The sequence below is a fragment of the Aeromicrobium changchenzhani genome, assembly GCF_057586615.1.
In genome coordinates, this window is sequence record NZ_CM172480.1 from 2,003,577 (window position 1) to 2,021,227 (window position 17,651).

Here is a 17,651-nt window from a genome sequence, read left to right on the forward strand (position 1 = left end):
CGGCCGATCTCATATCAGCGGGCGTTCCGTCCCTGCGCCGAACGGCCGAGGCAATCGGTGCCGACGTCGCGGCGACAGATCGCGCCTAGTCACAAACACTCTGGCGCCAGCACAATATCGAACCGCACCCGAGCCCACGCGACGTCACCGATGTCCCGCCTGTCCGGTGTGGGCGTGCCGGCCGGCTGTTCGACGAAGTCTTTCACCAAGGAGTCTTTGACGCCGAATACGCTGTCGCTAGCGAGCAACTCGTCCCCACTGACGAAGATGTGCGTCACGAGGGTCCGGCATCCGGGGGCATCGACCATGAAGTGCAGGTGCGAGGCCCGCATCGGTGACCGGTTCGAAGCTGCGAGCATCTCCCCGACAGGTCCGTCGTGCGGGATCGCGTAGGGTGTCGGCGTCACTGCCCAGAACCTGAAGCTACCGCCGTCATCTGAGAAGAGATGCCCACGCCCGGCAACCCGACCGTCGGTGTACTGCACGTCGTAGAAGCCGTCCTCGTCGGCCTCCCAGACCTCGATACGGGCGCCAGCCAGCGGATGTCCGTCGACGCCGGTGACGGTTCCCTCCACCCAACAGGGCTGGCCCGGCGCGTCACCGGCGACGTCGCCGCCGAGCTCCACGAGAGGCGCGTCCTCGACGAAGAACGGGCCGAACACGGTCGCCTCCGTCGCGTCGCCGTGTGCCTCGTTGTTGATCGCGATGGTCTGCATGGACGCACCCAGCGTGTCGGAGAGCAGGATGAACTCCTGACGGCGGTCGTCGGTAATGTGCCCGACGGCCGTGAGGAACTCAATGGCCTTCTGCCACTCATCCTCCGTCAGCCGCACGTCACGCAGGAAGGCGTGCAGGTGCTTGACGACTCCTTGGATGAGGTCCTTGAGGCGTGGGTCGGGCGTGTTGTCGAAGGACGCCAGCACAACGTCGACCAGGTCGTTCTCACGACCACTCTGTTCGTCGGAAACGGTGGTCAAATCATTCGTCATCGGAGAATCTCGCCTTCCCAGGCAGCGTGCAGCAGCGTCGTAATGTTGTCGATGGTCACGGGAGTCGGATTGTCGGCCGGGGAGGCATTGACCACGGCTCGGGCGGCCGCCTCGATGCCGTCTTCGGGCATGCCGTAGTCCCGCAGTGCGCTCGGTGCGTCCAAGCGTTTCCGCAGGGCTTCGAGCCCAGCCACGGCGTCGCTGCTGCCGAATGCCGATGCGATCCGCTCTGCGGCCTCGGGCGCCAAAGGTGCGTTGAACTTCAGCACGTGAGGAAGGACCACGGCATGGGTCTGGGCATGCGGGAGGTCGAACATACCGCCGAGGACGTGACAGATCTTGTGGTGAAGACCTGATCCCGCGGAGGCGAACGAGACGGCCGACACGTAGGCGCCGTACAGGACGCTCTCTCGACCGTCGAGCCCAGCAGGGTCGTCCATGACGGCGGGAAGTCCGAGGTTAAGTGCCCGGATCCCCTCCACCGCCAGCGCGGCGTTGATCGGGTCGGCCCGAGGGGCCCACAGGGAGTCGACGCAGTGCGCCAAGGCGTTGAGGCCCGACGCGATGCTCATCTCGACCGGAAGCGAGGTCATCAGCGTGGCGTCATAGATGACAGTGCGTGGCAACACGCGCGGATCTACGCCCGTGGTCTTCTTCGAGGACTCGGTCAGCCCCCACACGTTAGTCGCCTCGGACCCAGCGTAGGTGGTCGGGACAGCAACGATCGGAATCCCAGTCGTGAGGGCAACAGCTTTCGCGAGGCCCGTCGTAGACCCCCCACCGATGCTTATCAGCAGGTCAACATCGTGGTTGACGGCGATCCCCCGTGCTCGATCCGCGACAGCCATCGGTACGTGCATCACCACTTCGTCATGAAACACCGCTACCGGAAGACCCGCCGTGATCTTCTCCGCCAGTTTCCGCTCTGCTTCGGAGGCGATGATCATGATGCGTTCTGCATCAAGCATCTCTACCTCGGCGGTCAAGCTCGCCCCGGCCCCGCCCGAGGAAAAGCGGACGCGCTGTCCGAGTGTCTCGTGATCGAACCGCAGGGTCATGAGGATGCGCTCCGTCCCAGGACGGATGACAGAGCGGCGCGAAGTGCGTTTTCGGGGTCGTCGACCAGTTCGGTGGAGCGCCAGCAGATGTGCTTGTCAGGGCGCACCAGCAATGCGCCGCTCTCCTCGACCTCCCGGAGCCTAGACCAGTCAAAGTACAGGTCGGTGACTTCCCTGCCCGGCCCGATGACGACCGTGCCGATCGGTACGTCGAGCTCGTGGCTGATCTTCTCGGCAGCTGACTCCCAAGCCGCTCCGCCGACCCCAGTTATGAGGGTGAATCGGTCGTACGGTGCGAGGTCCATCATGGCCTTCTTCTGCTTATGGTCACCGACCCAGGCATGCGGCAGGTGGGAGCCGGGCACTGTCGACACTTGGTAGTACAGGTCGGCGTCGCGGCCCGGGGCCGGAAGTTGGGACCCATCGGACACAATGGCCGTCGACTCATAGAACTGACCCAGCTCGACCCCGTGGGCGTTGAACTCGTAGTTCTTGATCTCCATCGCCTTCACCAGTGCGGCGCGCTTGGCCGCCCCGGCCGGTGTATTCGCCTTGCGCTCTTCGATACGGTCGATCATTTCCTGCTCCGTCTTGGCGTCGGTAATACCGAGCGCGACGAAGAGGTCGACGAACTCACGGCTCGACTTGTTGGCTCTCTTGACGATGCGAACGGCGACCGGTGCGCGTTCGGTCGAGTACGTATCGAGCAGCGACTCGTCCGCATGGCCGTTCAGGACCGCAGCGATCTTCCAGGCCAGGTTGTAGGAGTCCTGGATCGAGGTGTTCGAACCGAGACCGTTACTCGGGGGGTGCCTGTGGATGGCGTCGCCGGCGCAGAACACGCGCCCCTTCTGCAGGTGTGTCGCGTAGACCTCGTTGTTTCCCCACAGCGACGTTCCGGTGATGTCGACGTGCAGGTCCGGCATGCCCAGTAGGTTCCGGACGATTTGCACCGCCGCGGCCTCGTCGACGACCGGTGGCTCTTCGGCGATGTCGAAGCCCCAGACGATAAGCCACTCATTCCATGGTCGGACCATCCGCACCAGGCCTGCGCCGATGCCACCAACGTTCGAGCCTGGCTGGATCACCCAGTAGAGGACCGAAGGTCGGTGTCCGACGTACTCGCCGATGTCGGCCTTGAAGGTGATGTTCATCGAGCCTGCGATGTCCATCGCCCCTTCGACGGGCAGATCGATGTCGGCAGCCACCTTGGACCGAGCCCCGTCTGCTCCGATGAGGTACTTGGCACGGATCGTGTAAGCGTGCCCGGTGAGCCGGTCGACGACCGACACATCGACTCCGTCATCGTCCTGCAGGTGTGAGATGTACTCGGTCGAGAACTGGGCCTGGGTGCCTCGCATCGTGGCGTTCTTGACAAGGATCGGCTCGAGATACGTCTGCGGGATGTCGACGGTCAGACATGGCGAAGCCAGCTGATAGTCGGCCTCACGGTCGGGGCCGGTTCCCCAGGTGCGAATGCGGCCGATCTCCTCGCCAGCGATCGAGGTACAGAAGACGGTGTCGCCGACCAGCCCATTCTCGGTCGCATCTGCCAGTACCTGGTCGTCGATTCCGACGTCTCGGAAGATCTCCATCGCACGCTGGTTGGTGATATGGGCACGGGGGGTATTCGCCGTCCACCGGTACTTCGTGATCATGATGTTCGGTATGCCGAGCGTCGACAGGAACAGTGCTGCTGAGGAGCCCGCCGGCCCGGATCCAACGATGAGGACGTCGGTCTCGACGACGGAGGAATCGGGGAGCTCCGTCGCCTGTTGGCCATCATCGAAAACGGGCATCTACGTCACCTCTCGTCGCGCCCGCCGTAGGTAGCGGACCTGAGGTTTCAGTGTCCTGTGTCACACCGACAGCAAGCACCGAAGAGACCAATCTGGGCGCAAAAGGTGACTGATGGCGGTTTCAGGAAACGCGCGATGCCGAACGTGCTACGGCGGCGTCGCGCCGGACATCTGATGCCCTAGCCTCGAACCTCGAGACGAATGCGCTGGAGAAATGGGCAGCCGAGGCAAACCCACAGTCATGGGCGATCTCGGCGATCGTCATCGAGCTGGCTGCGGGCCGCTCCAGGAGGGCCTTCGCGAGCTCGAGACGGCGCCCGAGGATGTACCGGGGAACGCTGGTGCCGTCATCGGCGAAGACGCGGGAGAGGTGGCGAGCGCTGATGCCGATGGCGTCGGCCACTTGGGGCGCGGACAGCGAGGAGTCCGAGACCTTGCGCTCGATATACGAACGCGCTGCGGCTCGGTGCGCAGCACTGAGGTTCTCACGCGCCCCCTTCGTGAGCACCGAGATCAGTTCAAGGATCGCGCGTTCATCGGGTAGCACTGGGTCGACCGACCGCGTGGCGCGGCTGACATGACGAGCCAACGCTGCAGCGTGCGAATTGCCGCCCGTGGCGAAGTCGAACACCATCGGCTGCTCGACCGCGCGAAGGCCGGTCAAGTCGGCGAAGGCGTCCCGAGGCATCTTGACTACCAGCTCCTCCAGGCCTCTCGAGAACCCACGCATAAATGCGCGGTCGGCGTCACACAAGAGCAATTGGCCCGGGTGGATGGCTCGGACGCCGTCCTCGGAGTAGAAGAACGCATCACCGACGAGACTGAAATACATGACTACGGCGTCGGAAGGCCGACGACGGATCAGGGAGGCGTCCCGCTCCACTACGTGGGATGTGCCGAGAACGCGGGCGAGGGCGAGGTTGCCCAGCTGCAGGTTGATCTCGGTCGCCTCCAACAGAGGCGCGTCGAGCGTGCGGCACCGTAGTCCAATCAGCGCGTCAGCGTTGTGATCCTCCCACAGCTCGACCCGTTCCTGGCATGGCAGCCCGACTGTGGAGAACTCGATCGGCCCCTGCACATCCATGCTCACGCGTCTCCCTCTGTTTGCCAATGAGTGACGTACGTCATGTGAGGAGACTACTACCCAACACTCTGCCGTCCGGCCCCCGTTTTTCGGTCCATCTTCTGTCTGAGTGCTTTAGATCATGAGAGTCCTAATGGAAGTTACAGGTGGCGGCTGGAATATGCAGCGCTGAAGGACCTGCAGAAGAGAAACTTGTGAGCCCGTCTCGGCGGCGGGCTGCAGTGGATTTCCTCAAGCGCCGCCATCGGGTCTCGGAGCCTCGAGCGTGCACGGTGGTGGGTCAGAACCGGTCGACGGACCGGTATGCACCCGCGCCTGGGGATTACGAACCGCGCATGGTCGAGGCGATTCACAAACTCGCCGAAACCCATCCCCGATACAGGTATCGACGGGTGCACGCCCTGTTTAGTCCACGAGGGCTGGAAAGTGAACGTCAAACGGGTCGAGCGGCTCTGGCAGCGTTGTCGAGCATTTGGGAAAGCTGTTCGAGATCCGCAGCAAGCCGGCGATGATTCTCATCGACAACGGGCGTGAATTCATTGCCGAAACTGTCCGGGGCTGGCTCACGATCAGGGTGTTAAGGCGGTCTTCATTGCCAAGCCCAGCCCGCAGCAGGACTGTTACGTCGAACGATTCAACGAGTCGATGCGTGACTTACTCCTCAATGGCGAATCGTTCCGATCCGTTAACCAAACCCGAGTCGCGATCGACGGCTGGCTTGATCAGTACAACCGATTCCAACCCCATCGGGCGTTCGGAATGAAGACACGAGCAGCGTTCGCCGCCTATTGTGAAACCCAGAACGAGGCGAGCAACGAGCGTAGGCGGTGAGAGTGACTACCAACACTCTTGCTGGACCAAAGCCGGACTCAGCAATTCGAGCCCGAAACAGCCAAAACTCTCACACGATCTGGTCCAAACGCTGGGGACCGGACAGAAATGAAAGACTCGCTCGTCAAGGACGTCCACCGCCAGTCGGCAGGGACGCCGACACCAGATAGTCGCGACCTTGGTGATCAGACGCGGTAGCGCGTGCGCTTCGACATCGTGCTCGCACCTGCGGAAGTGTAGATCGCGCTGGAGAATGCCGATGCAACAAGCCGCAGTTGAGCCACTGTGCGATCCCGACAAGATCTGCGGCTCGTTTGGGTGTACTCATCCGTTGCCCCGAACACGTGGCCATTCGACACTGGACTTGCAATGCATATCAGTTCTGCGACCGATCACACCGCCCGACGGCCCGGCGCAGTTGAGCAAGGAGGACCAAGAATGGCCGTAACCGAAGAAAACACGAGCAGGTTTGCAGATCTTCCCAGCGGACGCATGCACTACCACGAGGCAGGAGTTGGCCATCCGCTTATCCTCATCCATGGAAGTGGCCCTGGCGCCTCAGGATGGAGCAACTTCAGCCCGAACATCGCCACGCTGGCCAAGAACTTCCGGGTGCTGGCCGTCGACGTGATCGGCTGGGGCGACTCTGATGCTGTCCGCGATAACGTCTTCAACGGCCCAATCCAACTGATTGAACTCATGGACGCCCTCGACATCGACCGAGCCGCGGTGGTTGGCAATTCGATGGGAGGCGTCATCGCGCTCGCCGCCGCGGCGCGTTATCCCGACCGCATCTCTCATCTGATCACGATGGGACCTGCTGCTTTCTTGGACATTCCCACCCTCTACGGATTCGGCGGCGGTCCGTCCGAAGGAATCAAGATTCTGCTGAAGGCATACGAAGAGCCTTCGCCGGCGACGATGAAGGACCTAGTCTCAATTATGGCGTATGACCCGGCCATGCCCGATGATGAGCTCGCAGTCCAGCGATCAGAAGCTGTCCTGAGCCACCCCGAGCATGCCGCCAACGCACTCGAGGGATTCCGCAGTGGAGCGTTACTCAGTTGCCAAGTGTCCCCCGCCGAGGCGGCCAGCATCACTGCACCGTCATTGCTCATCCACGGCCGCGATGATCGTGTCGTTCACTTCGAGCACACGCTGCGTCTGGTGGCGACAATTCCCGACTCCCGCGCGGTGCTGCTCAACCGCTGTGGCCATTGGGCCCAGCTAGAGCACGCTGACGAGTTCAACCATCTGGTGACCGACTTCGTCTCCCGCCAATAGCCACATGCGGTTCACTCGTCACCGACTTCGTTATTGTCCCTCTCCGGTGGCCTCACCGACGATGGAGCTGAGGCGCAATGCGAGCAGCGTGAAGAACCGAGCCTCTGGATCATCGAGATCGACGTCGAGCAGTCGAGCGATGCGATCGATCCGATAACGAAGGGAGTTCACATGCAGATGCAGCGCGCGTGCAGTCTCCGCAAGCCTGCGGTCACGCTCCAGAAAAGCCCGCAACGTGTGCGCCAAGTCTGAGCCGTCTCGAGCATCGGCCTGTAACAGCGAGCCCAGAGTCTCCTGTACAGCGGCGCGCAATGCTGACATGCCCCCAACATGGGCAAAAAGACGGTACATGCCGAGCTCGCCTGTCGCGATCACCCGCTTCTCGGTCGTGCTGTGCACGGCCACCTGCCGGGCGAACATGGCCTCGCGGACCGCGGCGGGGTAATCCTCAGCACCCCGGCACACCGGTCCAATCCCGGCAGTCAACCGCGGCGCCCGTGACGAGCGCACCATGTTCTCAACCTGATCTCGGAGTGCTCCCTCATCGTCGGGGGTGGGCACGGGCCAGAGCAGGATCACATCACCGTCGTACGTCGTTGCCTGCCCGCCGCTGGTCCTCGACCGCAACTCTCGGTTGAGGCGATCCAGAAGCGCCCGGTCTGCCAGCTGTGAGTGTCCAACACTCACCACGGCACGAGGGGTCGCGAGATCCATCCCAAGCAGAGAGGCCCTTCGCCACAGCCGCTCTAGGTCGTCAGTCTCGCTGGATAGCAGGCTGTCGACAAGTTGATCAGTCAGTCGGATCTCCGTCTCAAACTGAGCGCGCCGCCGGTGGAAATCGAGGCTGATCAGGCTCGATAATAACTTCAGGCTGTCTGTATTAACCTCCGCGTCAGCCACTAGCATTGCCGAGTCTGCCCCACGGATTCGAGCTTCAACCCGAGCCAACGGGTGCACCCGCTCGCTGTTGTCAATCGATGCCTCACCCCCAAACCGGGCGGATAAACCTTCAACGCGTAGCCGCACCCCAAGTTGGTCCGAAGCTGCCTGCAGACTGGCCGGCAGATCCTCGCCATCCAGCATGGCTGTCAACAGTCCAGTCGCTGCTCCAAGCAGCTGTCCGTGTGCTTCGACCTGGCCGCGGGCATCATCTCGTTCGAGCGCAAGTCTTTCGCGTTCGCGGATGTGGGTCCTCAGCTCTCTGGCAATACCGGCGACAGAGGTCAGCAGTTGCAACTCGGCGTCAGTGAACAGCCGCCTGCGTCGGCTAAGCACGTAGAGGACGCCGGACGCCCCTCCGGACGAGGGAATGGGCGCTCCGCCAACCGAGATGATCCCCTCGCGCTGGAAAAGCGCTGCAAATGAAGGCACTGCTCGACTGTCGGCCGCATAGTTCTCAACCGCCGCGGGCGCACCCTCCATCAAGATGTCAGATCCGATTCCCACCCCTGACGGGACAACCGAAAGCTGATGTGCCTCAGGTTGGGCCAGACCCACGAGAGCGGTCATCTCCAACCCGCCGTCGACGAGATCCATCCAGAAGGCAGCATCGGCGGAGAAGAGCGTGCGGGCCGCAGTGACCGTGGCGATCTCAAGTTGCCCGCTGGTTCGAGCCGCAAGCACGTCATGCAGGGTCGCCAATAGCTCGAGACTCGCAATCGGTTCCGACGCCGCAACCACGGCACCACCCTAGCCCGTAGGACTCGCCGGCTGGAGACAGGTGGCGGTCTTCAAACCGCTGATTGTGGTTGGTCGACATTGCGTCAACCCGTCCGGTGATCTTCACGTTCTCGTGAGCCGCATCGCTTCGACCTTGTCGGAGTGCAACAAAAGATTGCATCAGTTTGGGCGCAATCGTCCATGGCTTCACCTGTACCTGGCATCGACAGTGGTTAAGAGCCGAGTGTCGGCGTTTCCGGCCGCAATGGCCGGCGTATCTCCTAGGAGGGCCTAGACGTGAACCCCACTGACCCATCCAACCCCGACGAGCAGCACGCCAGCGCAGTCAACCTCTACGAGGTCTTCCGAGACGGAGCGCAGCAACACCCCGGACGTGAGTTCTTGGTACACCGCTCGGCCCGATACACATGGCTACAGGCGCTCGAAACAGTCGACCGCTGCGCGGCCGGACTCGTGGCATCTGGAGTGCAGCCGGGCGATCGTGTCGCGATTCTCAGCCCCACGCGCCCGGAGGCCGACTTTCTATTCCTCGCCTGCGCCAAGCTCGGCGCCATCTACCTCGGATTGGGCACACGCCTCCAACGCAGCGATCTAGACTTCGTGTGCGCCAATGCGCAGCCGACGATCCTTTTCGCCATGCCCGATCCAGACCTCGGCGATCGCACCTACGACCTCGCTTTGGCAGCGACGATGCACGACCTTTCCGAACCGATCATGCTGAGCTTCAGCGCAGATGGCACCATGGCGCCAGAGTTTGCCGCATTTTTGGCCGACACGGACCCGGACTCCTCGAGCGTTCAGCTCACACCTCCAGCCATTAGCGACTTCGACGAGCACACCCCGCTGACCATCGTCTACACCTCCGGAACGACCGGCAGTCCGAAGGGCGTCGTGTTGTCACATCGTTCGCTGCTGAACTACCGCGCTCTGCTGCGTCGGAACCCAATTGGCCCGCCACGCTTGCTATCAACGATGCCGATCGATCACATCGGGCACCTCGGCAACGAGCTCACTGCTGCGGTGCTCAGCGGGGCCACGATGATTCAGGTACCTCGGTTCGACGCGCGTGAGGTGCTGTACGCCATTGAGTGTGAGCGAGTAACCGTGTGGATGGGAGCTATCCCCACGATGTTGAACCGCATCGTCGCACTCGACGAGTTCGAAATATGTGATCTCTCCAGCCTGGAGTTCGTCTGGTGGGCGGGTCAGCTCCCTGAACGCACCGCGTTAGCAATCGCTGAATGGTCGGATGAGGTCGGCTCCTCTTATGGCATGTCCGAGATGGCCTGTATCACCCTCACTGATCCCGGCGAATCTCCACACGACGTGGTGACAACAGTAGGACGACCTCTGGACGACGTCGAGTTGCGGATCGAGCGCGACGATGATGAGTTGAGCGGAGAGGTTCTACTTCGCCGCGTCGGAATGATGGCGACGTACTGGCAGAACCGCGAGGCGACCGCAGAGGCCATCGACGGTGACGGCTGGTTCCATACGGGCGATCTTGGCTACCTCGACGCCTACGGACGGCTGGTGCTGACTGGGAGGCTTAAACTCCTGATCCGGTCGGGCGGCTACAACCTCTCGCCCTTCGAGATCGAGACCGCTTTGGAGTCGCATCCAGACGTCGGTATAGCGATCGTGGTTGGGATCAAAGATCCGGAGTACGGGGAAGCGGCCCACACCGCTTGGGTACCGATTCACGGCACTAACCCATCAGAAAAAGATCTACGCCGGCACCTACGTGAACGTCTATCCGGATTCAAGATCCCCAAGCACTTCCATCGCTTCGACGAGCTACCCCTGCTCGCCAACGGCAAGGCCGATCGCGTTGGCATCCGAAAGCAGCTAGAAGCCGCCGTCCATACACGTTCTGGAGAGGACTCCATCAATGCACTCTGACAACTCTGCTCTACCTATCGTTATCGTCGGAGCAGGACCGGTCGGGCTCACTGCAGCCCTCGCAGCACGCCATCACGGGCTCCGCGTGGAAGTGATCGAGGCGGACCCTGAAGATCGTGCGAGGCCGGGGAGCCGGGCCACCTATCTGTACCGGGAGACCTTGGACTTATGGGAGTCAGTAGCTCCCGGCGTGACCGAGGCGATGGTTGCCCAGTCAACGAACTGGCACACCTTGCGCACGACATATGCAGGGAAGGAGGTATACCTCAAGCGTTTCCCGACCGCCCCACCTGGCCGGTTTGGTGCAGCCATCTCGCAGCACGACACCGAAGGCATCTTGCTTCAACGGTGTCGTGATGAGGGCGTGAGCTTCCGTTGGAAGAGTCCCGTTTCGGGGGTCCAGACCGACGAGACCGGCGCAACCCTTGACCTGGGCGATGGGAGCTCTTGTCGAGCCGCCTACGTCGTTGCCGCTGACGGAGCGAGATCGGTCGTTCGGCGTTCGCTCGGGATCCAACTCGATGGAGATCGCTCTGAGTCGAGTTTCGTCATCGTTGATGTCGCCGAGGACCCAGCAGCACCCCTGGAGCGGATCCGTACGTTCCATTACCGTCATCCTGCGGTTGGCGGACGCAATGTACTACTCGTCCCCTTCGGCGGCGGTTGGCGTCTCGATCTTGAATGCCATCCCGGCGAGGACGTGACGCCGTGGCAGCAGGAGCCCAAACTCTCCGAATGGATCACTGCAGTCGCGGGCGCCAAATACGCCGAGGCTCGGGTGTGGGTTTCGACCTACCGATTTAACCGTTCAGTGGCCCTGTCTTACACCGATGCTCACGCAAGAGTGATTCTGACCGGCGAGGCAGCACATCTCTTCCCACCCTTCGGAGGGGGGCGAGGTCTGAACTCCGGGGTTCCTGACGCAATCACCGCTGTCGAGGCGATCGTGTCTGCCGGCCAGGCCAGTGACCGCGGAACGGCGGCCGCGACGATCCGTTTGGCCGCGGAAGATCGGCGCCTTGCTGGAATGGCCAATCGGGATGCCGCCGTCTCTGCGCTCGCACGCATGGAGGCGGCCTCGCCACGGCGCCGCCTCCAAGAGCGTGCAGCAGCTCTGCTTGCCCCACGCTCACGCCGCATCGGTGAGTGGCTGGATCGCGGCCCAATGGGACCTTCCGCTCCCGCACGACCAACCTCACGGTTCTGAATTCGTCCACAAAATCCCCACCATCACATCAAAGGAAAATCATGGAACATATCAGTGGCATTCCTGGCCTCAAGGCACGCGTCGGTATGCAAATCGGTACGAGTCCATGGGCCACCATCGATCAGAGCGCCATCAACAAGTTCGCCGATGCCACTCTTGACCACAACTTCATCCACGTGGACCCTGCACAGGCGGCTGAGACGCCATTCGGCGGCACGATCGCGCACGGATACCATTCCCTCAGCCTTATCGGCGGGCTGATTCAGCAGACGTTCCAGCTGGATGACGTTCGAATGGGGCTCAACTATGGCATTGACCGGGCCCGCTTCCCTCAAGCCGTACCCAATGGCTCCCGGCTGCGTCTCCACGTCCACCTCACCGACGTCATGGACTCCAAGAACGACGCGGGAACCGACTGTTATTACAGGTGCGTCATCGAACTCGAAGGTTCGGATAAGCCGGCCTGCGTGGCCGACATCATCTTCCGTTACTACCCGGAATCCTGACGTCCCAACTGAGAAATGAGGGGCTGATCGGACAGAATGATTGTCCGGTCAGCCCCTCATTCTCAGGTTGGCTACTGAGCAACTTCGCGAGCCAGGTTCCTGAGATTCGTTGATCTGCTGGCTAGCACATCCGGAGCGATGATCGGACGCGCCTCGACCAACATCTTTAGCGCTCGGATGTCTTTAGCTTCGTCGAGGCCAGCCGCAGCAACAATCCGATCATCCCGTAACCAGCAGGTCAGAAATCGCTCGGAAGTCGATCCTTCGCGCACGACCACGGTGTCACCAGGATGAGATCTCCCATACATCTGCAACTTCAAGCCATACTGGTCGGACCAGAAATAGGGCACATCGTGGCACTCGGCGGCAGCGCCGACCACACTCGCTCCTACGGCCAAGCCGTGTTGCTTCGCGACCTCCCAGTGCTCAACTCGCTGGGGGTGGTGAAGGTGCCGATTGACCTGCCGTGCGACATCGCCCGCAGCCCATATCCAAGGGACGCTGGTCCGCCCGTATCGATCCACGATGATCCCGTCATCGCAAGCAACGCCAGCGTCGCGGGCCAAGTTGTCCCGCGGCATCACGCCAATTCCTACGATCACCGTCGCCGCTGGTAAGCGCTCGCCCTGATCGAGCTCGACTTCCTCGACTTCCGATCGCCCGAGTAGGCGCTGGACTTGGCGCCCAGTTCGAAACCGCACGCCACGGTCCCGATGGAGGTGGTTGACGAACGAAGCGACGTCCGTGCCGAGAACTCCCTCAAGTGGCAAGGCTTGGCACTCAACAATGGTGACGTCAAGACCACGGGAGCGCGCGACCGCAGCAACTTCGAGTCCGATAAAGCCACCCCCGATCACGACGATGGGACCGCCAGCCTCGAGCCGACTGGACAGTCGTCGAGCATCAGCAAGATCTCGCAGCGGCAGCACGTTCGCGAGGTCCACGCCCTCGACCGCGAGCTGACGCGGCGCGACACCGGTCGCCAGCACAACGGCGTCGGCGCGCACCGACTCATCGCCCGACAGCAGCACCTCGTGCTCCGACCCGGAAACAGCGACAACCGCGGTATCAAGTCGTAACTCGACCCGGTTGCGGGCGTAGAACTCAGCCGGCACGATCAGTGGGATGGCTTCCAGATCGCCCAATTTCTTTGACAGTGGCGGACGCTCGTAAGGGAGGTCAGGAGTCGCCTCGAATAGGGTGATAGCTCCTTCAAAGCCGTGCATCCGCATGCCCTGAACCGCCGACAACCCAGCCACTCCGGCTCCGACCACAACAATGTGCCCATCTGGTCCCGGTGGCACCGTGCTCATTCGACTGCGGAAGATCGTGCCGGGATGCCAAAACTGCTGACGTCAAGGATCGACCCAGTGACAGTCGACGACTCTTGGCGAGCCGCCAGGAGCACGTACGCCCCCGCATAGTCCTCAGCCTCGATATCCAGATGCAGGGCCGTCATCTCTCGCACGATCTCTCGGATCGGGATCGCTTCACTGATCGCCGAGTCACTCTGACCCAATGCCGCCGGCCCCCGTAGATCAGTCGACATGCCACCCGGAGCCACGGCGTTGACCCTCACCTCAGGTGCCAGTTCGTAAGCAAGCTGCTTGACCATGCCGACGCCGGCGTGCTTGCTGGCAACATAGAGCGGTCCTCCCCCAGCGGGGAAGAATGCCGCGTTGGAGAGGGTGAAGATGATCGAGCCCCGGCTCTTCTTCAGCTCTGGCAGGGCGGCCTTCGCACCAATGAGATAGGCCTTAACGTTAACTGCGAAGAGTTCATCAAAACCCGCAGCGAGCTCCTCCGGCGAAGTATCCGCCAAACTGGCGCCAAAGTCCCACAGTCCCGCATTTCCGACGAAGGTGTCTAACTTGCCGAACCGCTCAACGGCAAGACGGCAGGCCGCTTCGTTGTCTGTATAGCTGGTAACGTCCCCCTGCGCGATCGCCACGGCATCGCCCAGATCATGTTTCAGCGCATCGAGCTTCTCCGCTGACTTATCGAAACCGACGACGCGCGCCCCTTCTGCGACGAAGCGGTGCGTCAACGCACGACCGAGTCCAGACCCGGCACCCGTCACAACAATGCTCATGTCCTCAAGCCAGCCCATCGGTGGCCTCCTTCTCATACACGTAATCATTGGGAATCGCGACATACACCGCACCGTCGACCTCTGTCACCGGGTGCACCGCCACCGGTCGACTGGCCGGCGGTGTCATTGCCGCACCTGTCCGCAGGTTGAATTTCGCCATATGAAGGGCGCACTCCACCATGCAGTTCTCGACCCAGCCTTCGGCAAGCGAGAACTTTTCGTGGGTGCAGGTGTCATCAATGCAGAAGAGTTCATCCTGTGTTGCATAAACCGAGATTGGGGGCTCTGTGTCAACCCGAAAACCCTCGTCCTCTTCAAGCTGGTCACGAACTAATGCCCAGATCCAACGCCGCCCCTCCAAGTCAGGTAGGCGCGTCTCTCGCACCACCATCACAACAGGATGCTGATGCTCGGCGCCAGCAGCGTCGTCTGATCCAGCACAATCTTTCGTGCAGCGATCACGAATGGATACTCCGCGTCAGCAACGTCCGCCGGCCGAAGCACGTCGAAGCGCTCACCGACGAACCAGTCCTGATGCCGCTCAAGCCGGCTCCGGTAGACATAGACGTTCGAGATGACCTCCAACGCGCCGTCCTCAAAACGACGTATACGCACGTTCGTGATCAATCGACGAGTCCTAGAAGGAGGTTCTTCGGACCAAGCGACATGCGAGTTGAGGCGCCGCACCCTCCCCCGCAGGTAGAACGCATTGTCATCGAAGTAGGCGGTCTCATCGTCCGCCGAGATCTCCAAGTCCCGATCTCGATACGTGCGCGTCATTCGTGTGGGCGCCCAATACCGGACATCGTCAGCGAACAGTTCAATCCACTCGAGATAGCGGTGCTGATCAAGGAGTTCGGCTTCGGCGTAGAGAAACTGCTCCACCGTGTGCTGCGTGTTCACGTCCACTCGCCGAAATGATGACGATGGGGTTGCTGCGTCCATCTGTTCAGTCATGAGAAGTCACCCCCAACGTCTGATTCCGCACTCGATCAGCCTCTGTGATTTCGGTCCAAGACATTCCTCGCATGAGGTCACTCCAACGTTGGTAGAAGCCGCGAGCGGCCATCTCGCTGTAAACGTCATCCGATAGGCCCTTCCACCCTCGGTTGTCTCGTTCCTCGAAACCCAGACCCATTTGAACGTTGAATGCGGATTTGCGGGCACGCCAACCGCGCAGAACCTGCTGCATCTCGGTCCAGTTCTCGCCGTCATCAGTCTCAAATGCGCCGGCCGGGCTGAAGGTCCGCTGCGTCCCCTGCCGCATGGCAGCCTTTACATCAGGCGGAGCGTCGACCGGAACGTATGTCCACGCCCACACTTCGATTTGGTTGGGCCCACGTGGGTGCCAAACCCGCATCGTCGAGGCGGGCACTAACCATGAGAAGTTCGGGAAAATGGTGTTATGCGACATCGGGACCTTGGTTGCCCGTTCCAGTCCGATACGCCGGTCCACCTGCTCTTCTTGCTCGGCGAGCCATTGGGTCCATACTGGTCCACCAATCGGATCCGGCATGGCCAACTCGGGCAACCAGAAGCTTCCCGAGCCGTGGCCGTTGCCCGCGTACTGCCCACCAGGAGTGCCCTCGGGAGGAACTACACTGAAGAAGTCCGGGTCGTCGACCAACGCCATCATTGCTGACGTGTGCGAAATCGGAGCGTGATACATGTCGCTTGCAAACTGTTCAGCTGGGAACTTCCAGTTGCAGTCAATCACCCACTTCGTGACCCCAGGAACGAACTCAATGCCGTTATCCCACCGGTCGACAGTGGCATCTAGGAAGTAGGCCATATCGCCCAGATACTCTTCAAACTCCGGAATATCTTCTGACCACGTGCCGAACCAAAGACCCTTGTAGTGCGCGATTCTGGGGACTTTCTGCGCTCCCCACTGGCTCTTGTCGATGTTGTTTCGGTACGCCCGGTCCTCCATCGGGACACTGATGAGGTTCCCTTCGAGATCGTAAGCCCAACCGTGATAACTGCAGGTGAACGTCTTACTCGTCCCCTGGTCCGCACGGCAGATGCGCATACCGCGGTGACGGCATTGGTTCAGGAACGCCTTGACAGATTTGTCCCGCTGCCGAACGACGAGGACCGCGTCCTCGCCCATGTAGGTCTGCACGAAGCTGCCCGGTCGGGGTAGCTGGGAATCGTGGGCCAAGAAGAGCCAACTACGCCCGAAAACACGTTCGAGCTCCTGCTCGTAGACGTCGGCGTCGGTGTAAACGGTCGGATCCACAAAGCCACGGGCTGGGTCAACAAGATCTGCGGCCTCATTCATGCTTGGACCTCCGCCGCTATCGCTGGCGGTAACGAGAAGTGGTGTCCCCACAGGCTGGGAGCGTCGTGATGCTCGGGCTTCCAGACCTCATCGTCAATGAGACGGCCATTAAAGCCGTACTCAACGGCAAACCCGGAGGGCGTCTGCACGTAGAAAGAGGTCATCCGGTCATTGGTGTGCTCACCAATAGTCATCACAATCGGCTGGTCACGCTCCTGGACAATATCCAGCGCACGGCCGACTGTTTCGAGAGCATTCACCTCGACCATGAGGTGGTTCAGGCCAACGGGGAGGCCTGGTATCGACGCAAATGCAATTGTGTGATGACGGGGATTGCAGTGCAGGAAGATCCCAGTCTCCGGGCCAAGCGAAATCGTGTCGCTGAACAGGAATCCAAGCACCTCCTGATAGAAGGCCGCGCTTCGCTGAGGGTCCTCGCTGAGCATGAAAACATGCCCGAGGCCAAGGTCGCCACACACGAATTGCACGCCGCGCGGCGAGACGAACGGTGCGCGCTGCGACTCCGGAGAAATATGGAGCTCCACACGGTTGCCATCAATGTCGTTGAATTCCGCGAGCCGGCGCACCCGCCTGCGATTCGCAAGCTCTGAGTTCTCAGTTACCTCAATGCCTTGACCGCGCAATCGGGCAATCAAGTTCTCGAAGGCGCTTATGCTCGCAGCCTCAAAACCCAAGGCCAGCAGCGAATCGGGCCCGGGTGGGCCGTCCTCGACCACGAGACGGAACGCTCGCTCGTCAGTCCTGAACGCGATCGTCGATTCGTCCAGGCCGTCGACCAGTTGCATGCCGAGAACCTCAGTTCCAAATTTTCGCCATTCAGCGATCGGGCCACGTACGACCAAATGGCCGAGTCCTGCAATCGTGTTCATGATTTGCGTACCTCCATAGGGTTCAGGTACACCAAGACTGCGGCC

At 61.5% G+C, this 17,651-nt stretch carries 16 protein-coding genes; 5 read left to right on the forward strand and 11 right to left on the reverse strand.

Annotated elements, in window-relative coordinates:
* Positions 1-89 precede the first annotated feature (89 nt).
* The 4 genes from AC2YB9_RS10170 to AC2YB9_RS10185 form a co-directional block, all read right to left on the reverse strand.
* Positions 90-989: a dioxygenase family protein gene (locus AC2YB9_RS10170; RefSeq protein ID WP_487265232.1), complete on the reverse strand. Its 900-nt coding sequence runs from the start codon at positions 987-989 to the stop codon at positions 90-92.
* Positions 986-2,047 (reverse strand): maleylacetate reductase, encoded by a 1,062-nt coding sequence (locus AC2YB9_RS10175; protein ID WP_487265233.1) that lies wholly within the window; start codon positions 2,045-2,047, stop codon positions 986-988. The genes AC2YB9_RS10170 and AC2YB9_RS10175 overlap by 4 nt, the downstream gene beginning before the upstream one ends.
* Positions 2,044-3,846, reverse strand: coding sequence for an FAD-dependent oxidoreductase (locus AC2YB9_RS10180; protein WP_487265234.1), 1,803 nt, complete (start codon positions 3,844-3,846; stop codon positions 2,044-2,046). The genes AC2YB9_RS10175 and AC2YB9_RS10180 overlap by 4 nt, the downstream gene beginning before the upstream one ends.
* 121 nt (positions 3,847-3,967) lie before the next feature.
* Positions 3,968-4,930 carry a helix-turn-helix transcriptional regulator gene (locus AC2YB9_RS10185; RefSeq protein WP_487268592.1) on the reverse strand — a complete coding sequence of 321 codons (963 nt, stop codon included), beginning with the start codon at positions 4,928-4,930 and terminating at the stop codon, positions 3,968-3,970.
* A gap of 558 nt (positions 4,931-5,488) precedes the next feature.
* Between AC2YB9_RS10185 and AC2YB9_RS10190 the strand changes: the two genes are divergently transcribed.
* The gene (locus tag AC2YB9_RS10190; RefSeq protein WP_487268594.1) at positions 5,489-5,761 is read left to right on the forward strand and encodes an integrase core domain-containing protein; all 273 of its coding nucleotides are present in this window, start codon (positions 5,489-5,491) and stop codon (positions 5,759-5,761) included.
* A gap of 438 nt (positions 5,762-6,199) precedes the next feature.
* Complete coding sequence (locus AC2YB9_RS10195) at positions 6,200-7,045, forward strand: alpha/beta fold hydrolase (RefSeq protein ID WP_487265235.1); 846 nt, start codon at positions 6,200-6,202, stop codon at positions 7,043-7,045.
* A 30-nt stretch (positions 7,046-7,075) separates the two neighbouring features.
* Here the strand turns inward: AC2YB9_RS10195 and AC2YB9_RS10200 are convergent, their stop codons facing one another.
* Complete coding sequence (locus AC2YB9_RS10200; RefSeq protein ID WP_487265236.1) at positions 7,076-8,725, reverse strand: helix-turn-helix domain-containing protein; 1,650 nt, start codon at positions 8,723-8,725, stop codon at positions 7,076-7,078.
* Positions 8,726-9,001: 276 nt separating this feature from the next.
* On the opposite strand from AC2YB9_RS10200, the gene AC2YB9_RS10205 reads away from it, so the two are divergent.
* The 3 genes from AC2YB9_RS10205 to AC2YB9_RS10215 are packed head-to-tail and all read left to right on the forward strand — an operon-like array spanning position 9,002 to position 12,340.
* Positions 9,002-10,627, forward strand: coding sequence for a class I adenylate-forming enzyme family protein (locus AC2YB9_RS10205; RefSeq protein ID WP_487265237.1), 1,626 nt, complete (start codon positions 9,002-9,004; stop codon positions 10,625-10,627).
* Entirely contained in the window at positions 10,617-11,834 is a 1,218-nt protein-coding gene (locus AC2YB9_RS10210; protein ID WP_487265238.1) for an FAD-dependent monooxygenase, read from the forward strand. The genes AC2YB9_RS10205 and AC2YB9_RS10210 overlap by 11 nt, the downstream gene beginning before the upstream one ends.
* Positions 11,835-11,875: 41 nt before the next feature.
* Positions 11,876-12,340: a MaoC family dehydratase gene (locus AC2YB9_RS10215; protein ID WP_487265239.1), complete on the forward strand. Its 465-nt coding sequence runs from the start codon at positions 11,876-11,878 to the stop codon at positions 12,338-12,340.
* Between the two features lie 71 nt (positions 12,341-12,411).
* On the opposite strand, the gene AC2YB9_RS10220 is transcribed toward AC2YB9_RS10215, so the two are convergent.
* Genes AC2YB9_RS10220 through AC2YB9_RS10245 form a run of 6 tightly spaced genes read right to left on the reverse strand, consistent with a single transcriptional unit; the run spans position 12,412 to position 17,606 of the window.
* Complete coding sequence (locus AC2YB9_RS10220) at positions 12,412-13,653, reverse strand: NAD(P)/FAD-dependent oxidoreductase (protein WP_487265240.1); 1,242 nt, start codon at positions 13,651-13,653, stop codon at positions 12,412-12,414.
* Positions 13,650-14,450 carry a 3-(cis-5,6-dihydroxycyclohexa-1,3-dien-1-yl)propanoate dehydrogenase gene (gene hcaB / locus AC2YB9_RS10225; RefSeq protein ID WP_487265241.1) on the reverse strand — a complete coding sequence of 267 codons (801 nt, stop codon included), beginning with the start codon at positions 14,448-14,450 and terminating at the stop codon, positions 13,650-13,652. The genes AC2YB9_RS10220 and hcaB overlap by 4 nt, the downstream gene beginning before the upstream one ends.
* Entirely contained in the window at positions 14,437-14,823 is a 387-nt protein-coding gene (locus tag AC2YB9_RS10230) for a non-heme iron oxygenase ferredoxin subunit (protein WP_487268596.1), read from the reverse strand. The genes hcaB and AC2YB9_RS10230 overlap by 14 nt, the downstream gene beginning before the upstream one ends.
* Positions 14,823-15,389, reverse strand: coding sequence for an aromatic-ring-hydroxylating dioxygenase subunit beta (locus AC2YB9_RS10235; RefSeq protein ID WP_487265242.1), 567 nt, complete (start codon positions 15,387-15,389; stop codon positions 14,823-14,825). Before AC2YB9_RS10235 ends, AC2YB9_RS10230 begins: the two co-directional genes overlap by 1 nt.
* A complete protein-coding gene (locus tag AC2YB9_RS10240; protein WP_487265243.1) occupies positions 15,382-16,716 on the reverse strand; it encodes an aromatic ring-hydroxylating dioxygenase subunit alpha in 1,335 nt (444 codons plus the stop codon). Before AC2YB9_RS10240 ends, AC2YB9_RS10235 begins: the two co-directional genes overlap by 8 nt.
* Positions 16,713-17,606, reverse strand: coding sequence for a VOC family protein (locus tag AC2YB9_RS10245; RefSeq protein WP_487265244.1), 894 nt, complete (start codon positions 17,604-17,606; stop codon positions 16,713-16,715). The genes AC2YB9_RS10240 and AC2YB9_RS10245 overlap by 4 nt, the downstream gene beginning before the upstream one ends.
* Positions 17,607-17,651: the final 45 nt, after the last annotated feature.

What these genes read in the sequence shown, in the direction of transcription:
- AC2YB9_RS10235 (WP_487265242.1), bottom strand. Translation starts at nt 15,389, where the DNA reads ATGACTGAACAGATGGACGCAGCAACCCCATCGTCATCATTTCGGCGA.
- AC2YB9_RS10175 (WP_487265233.1), bottom strand. Translation starts at nt 2,047, where the DNA reads ATGACCCTGCGGTTCGATCACGAGACACTCGGACAGCGCGTCCGCTTT.
- hcaB (WP_487265241.1), bottom strand. Translation starts at nt 14,450, where the DNA reads ATGGGCTGGCTTGAGGACATGAGCATTGTTGTGACGGGTGCCGGGTCT.
- AC2YB9_RS10230 (WP_487268596.1), bottom strand. Translation starts at nt 14,823, where the DNA reads ATGGTGGTGCGAGAGACGCGCCTACCTGACTTGGAGGGGCGGCGTTGG.
- AC2YB9_RS10215 (WP_487265239.1), top strand. Translation starts at nt 11,876, where the DNA reads ATGGAACATATCAGTGGCATTCCTGGCCTCAAGGCACGCGTCGGTATG.
- AC2YB9_RS10240 (WP_487265243.1), bottom strand. Translation starts at nt 16,716, where the DNA reads ATGAATGAGGCCGCAGATCTTGTTGACCCAGCCCGTGGCTTTGTGGAT.
- AC2YB9_RS10170 (WP_487265232.1), bottom strand. Translation starts at nt 989, where the DNA reads ATGACGAATGATTTGACCACCGTTTCCGACGAACAGAGTGGTCGTGAG.
- AC2YB9_RS10195 (WP_487265235.1), top strand. Translation starts at nt 6,200, where the DNA reads ATGGCCGTAACCGAAGAAAACACGAGCAGGTTTGCAGATCTTCCCAGC.
- AC2YB9_RS10185 (WP_487268592.1), bottom strand. Translation starts at nt 4,930, where the DNA reads ATGGATGTGCAGGGGCCGATCGAGTTCTCCACAGTCGGGCTGCCATGC.
- AC2YB9_RS10210 (WP_487265238.1), top strand. Translation starts at nt 10,617, where the DNA reads ATGCACTCTGACAACTCTGCTCTACCTATCGTTATCGTCGGAGCAGGA.
- AC2YB9_RS10245 (WP_487265244.1), bottom strand. Translation starts at nt 17,606, where the DNA reads ATGAACACGATTGCAGGACTCGGCCATTTGGTCGTACGTGGCCCGATC.
- AC2YB9_RS10180 (WP_487265234.1), bottom strand. Translation starts at nt 3,846, where the DNA reads ATGCCCGTTTTCGATGATGGCCAACAGGCGACGGAGCTCCCCGATTCC.
- AC2YB9_RS10220 (WP_487265240.1), bottom strand. Translation starts at nt 13,653, where the DNA reads ATGAGCACGGTGCCACCGGGACCAGATGGGCACATTGTTGTGGTCGGA.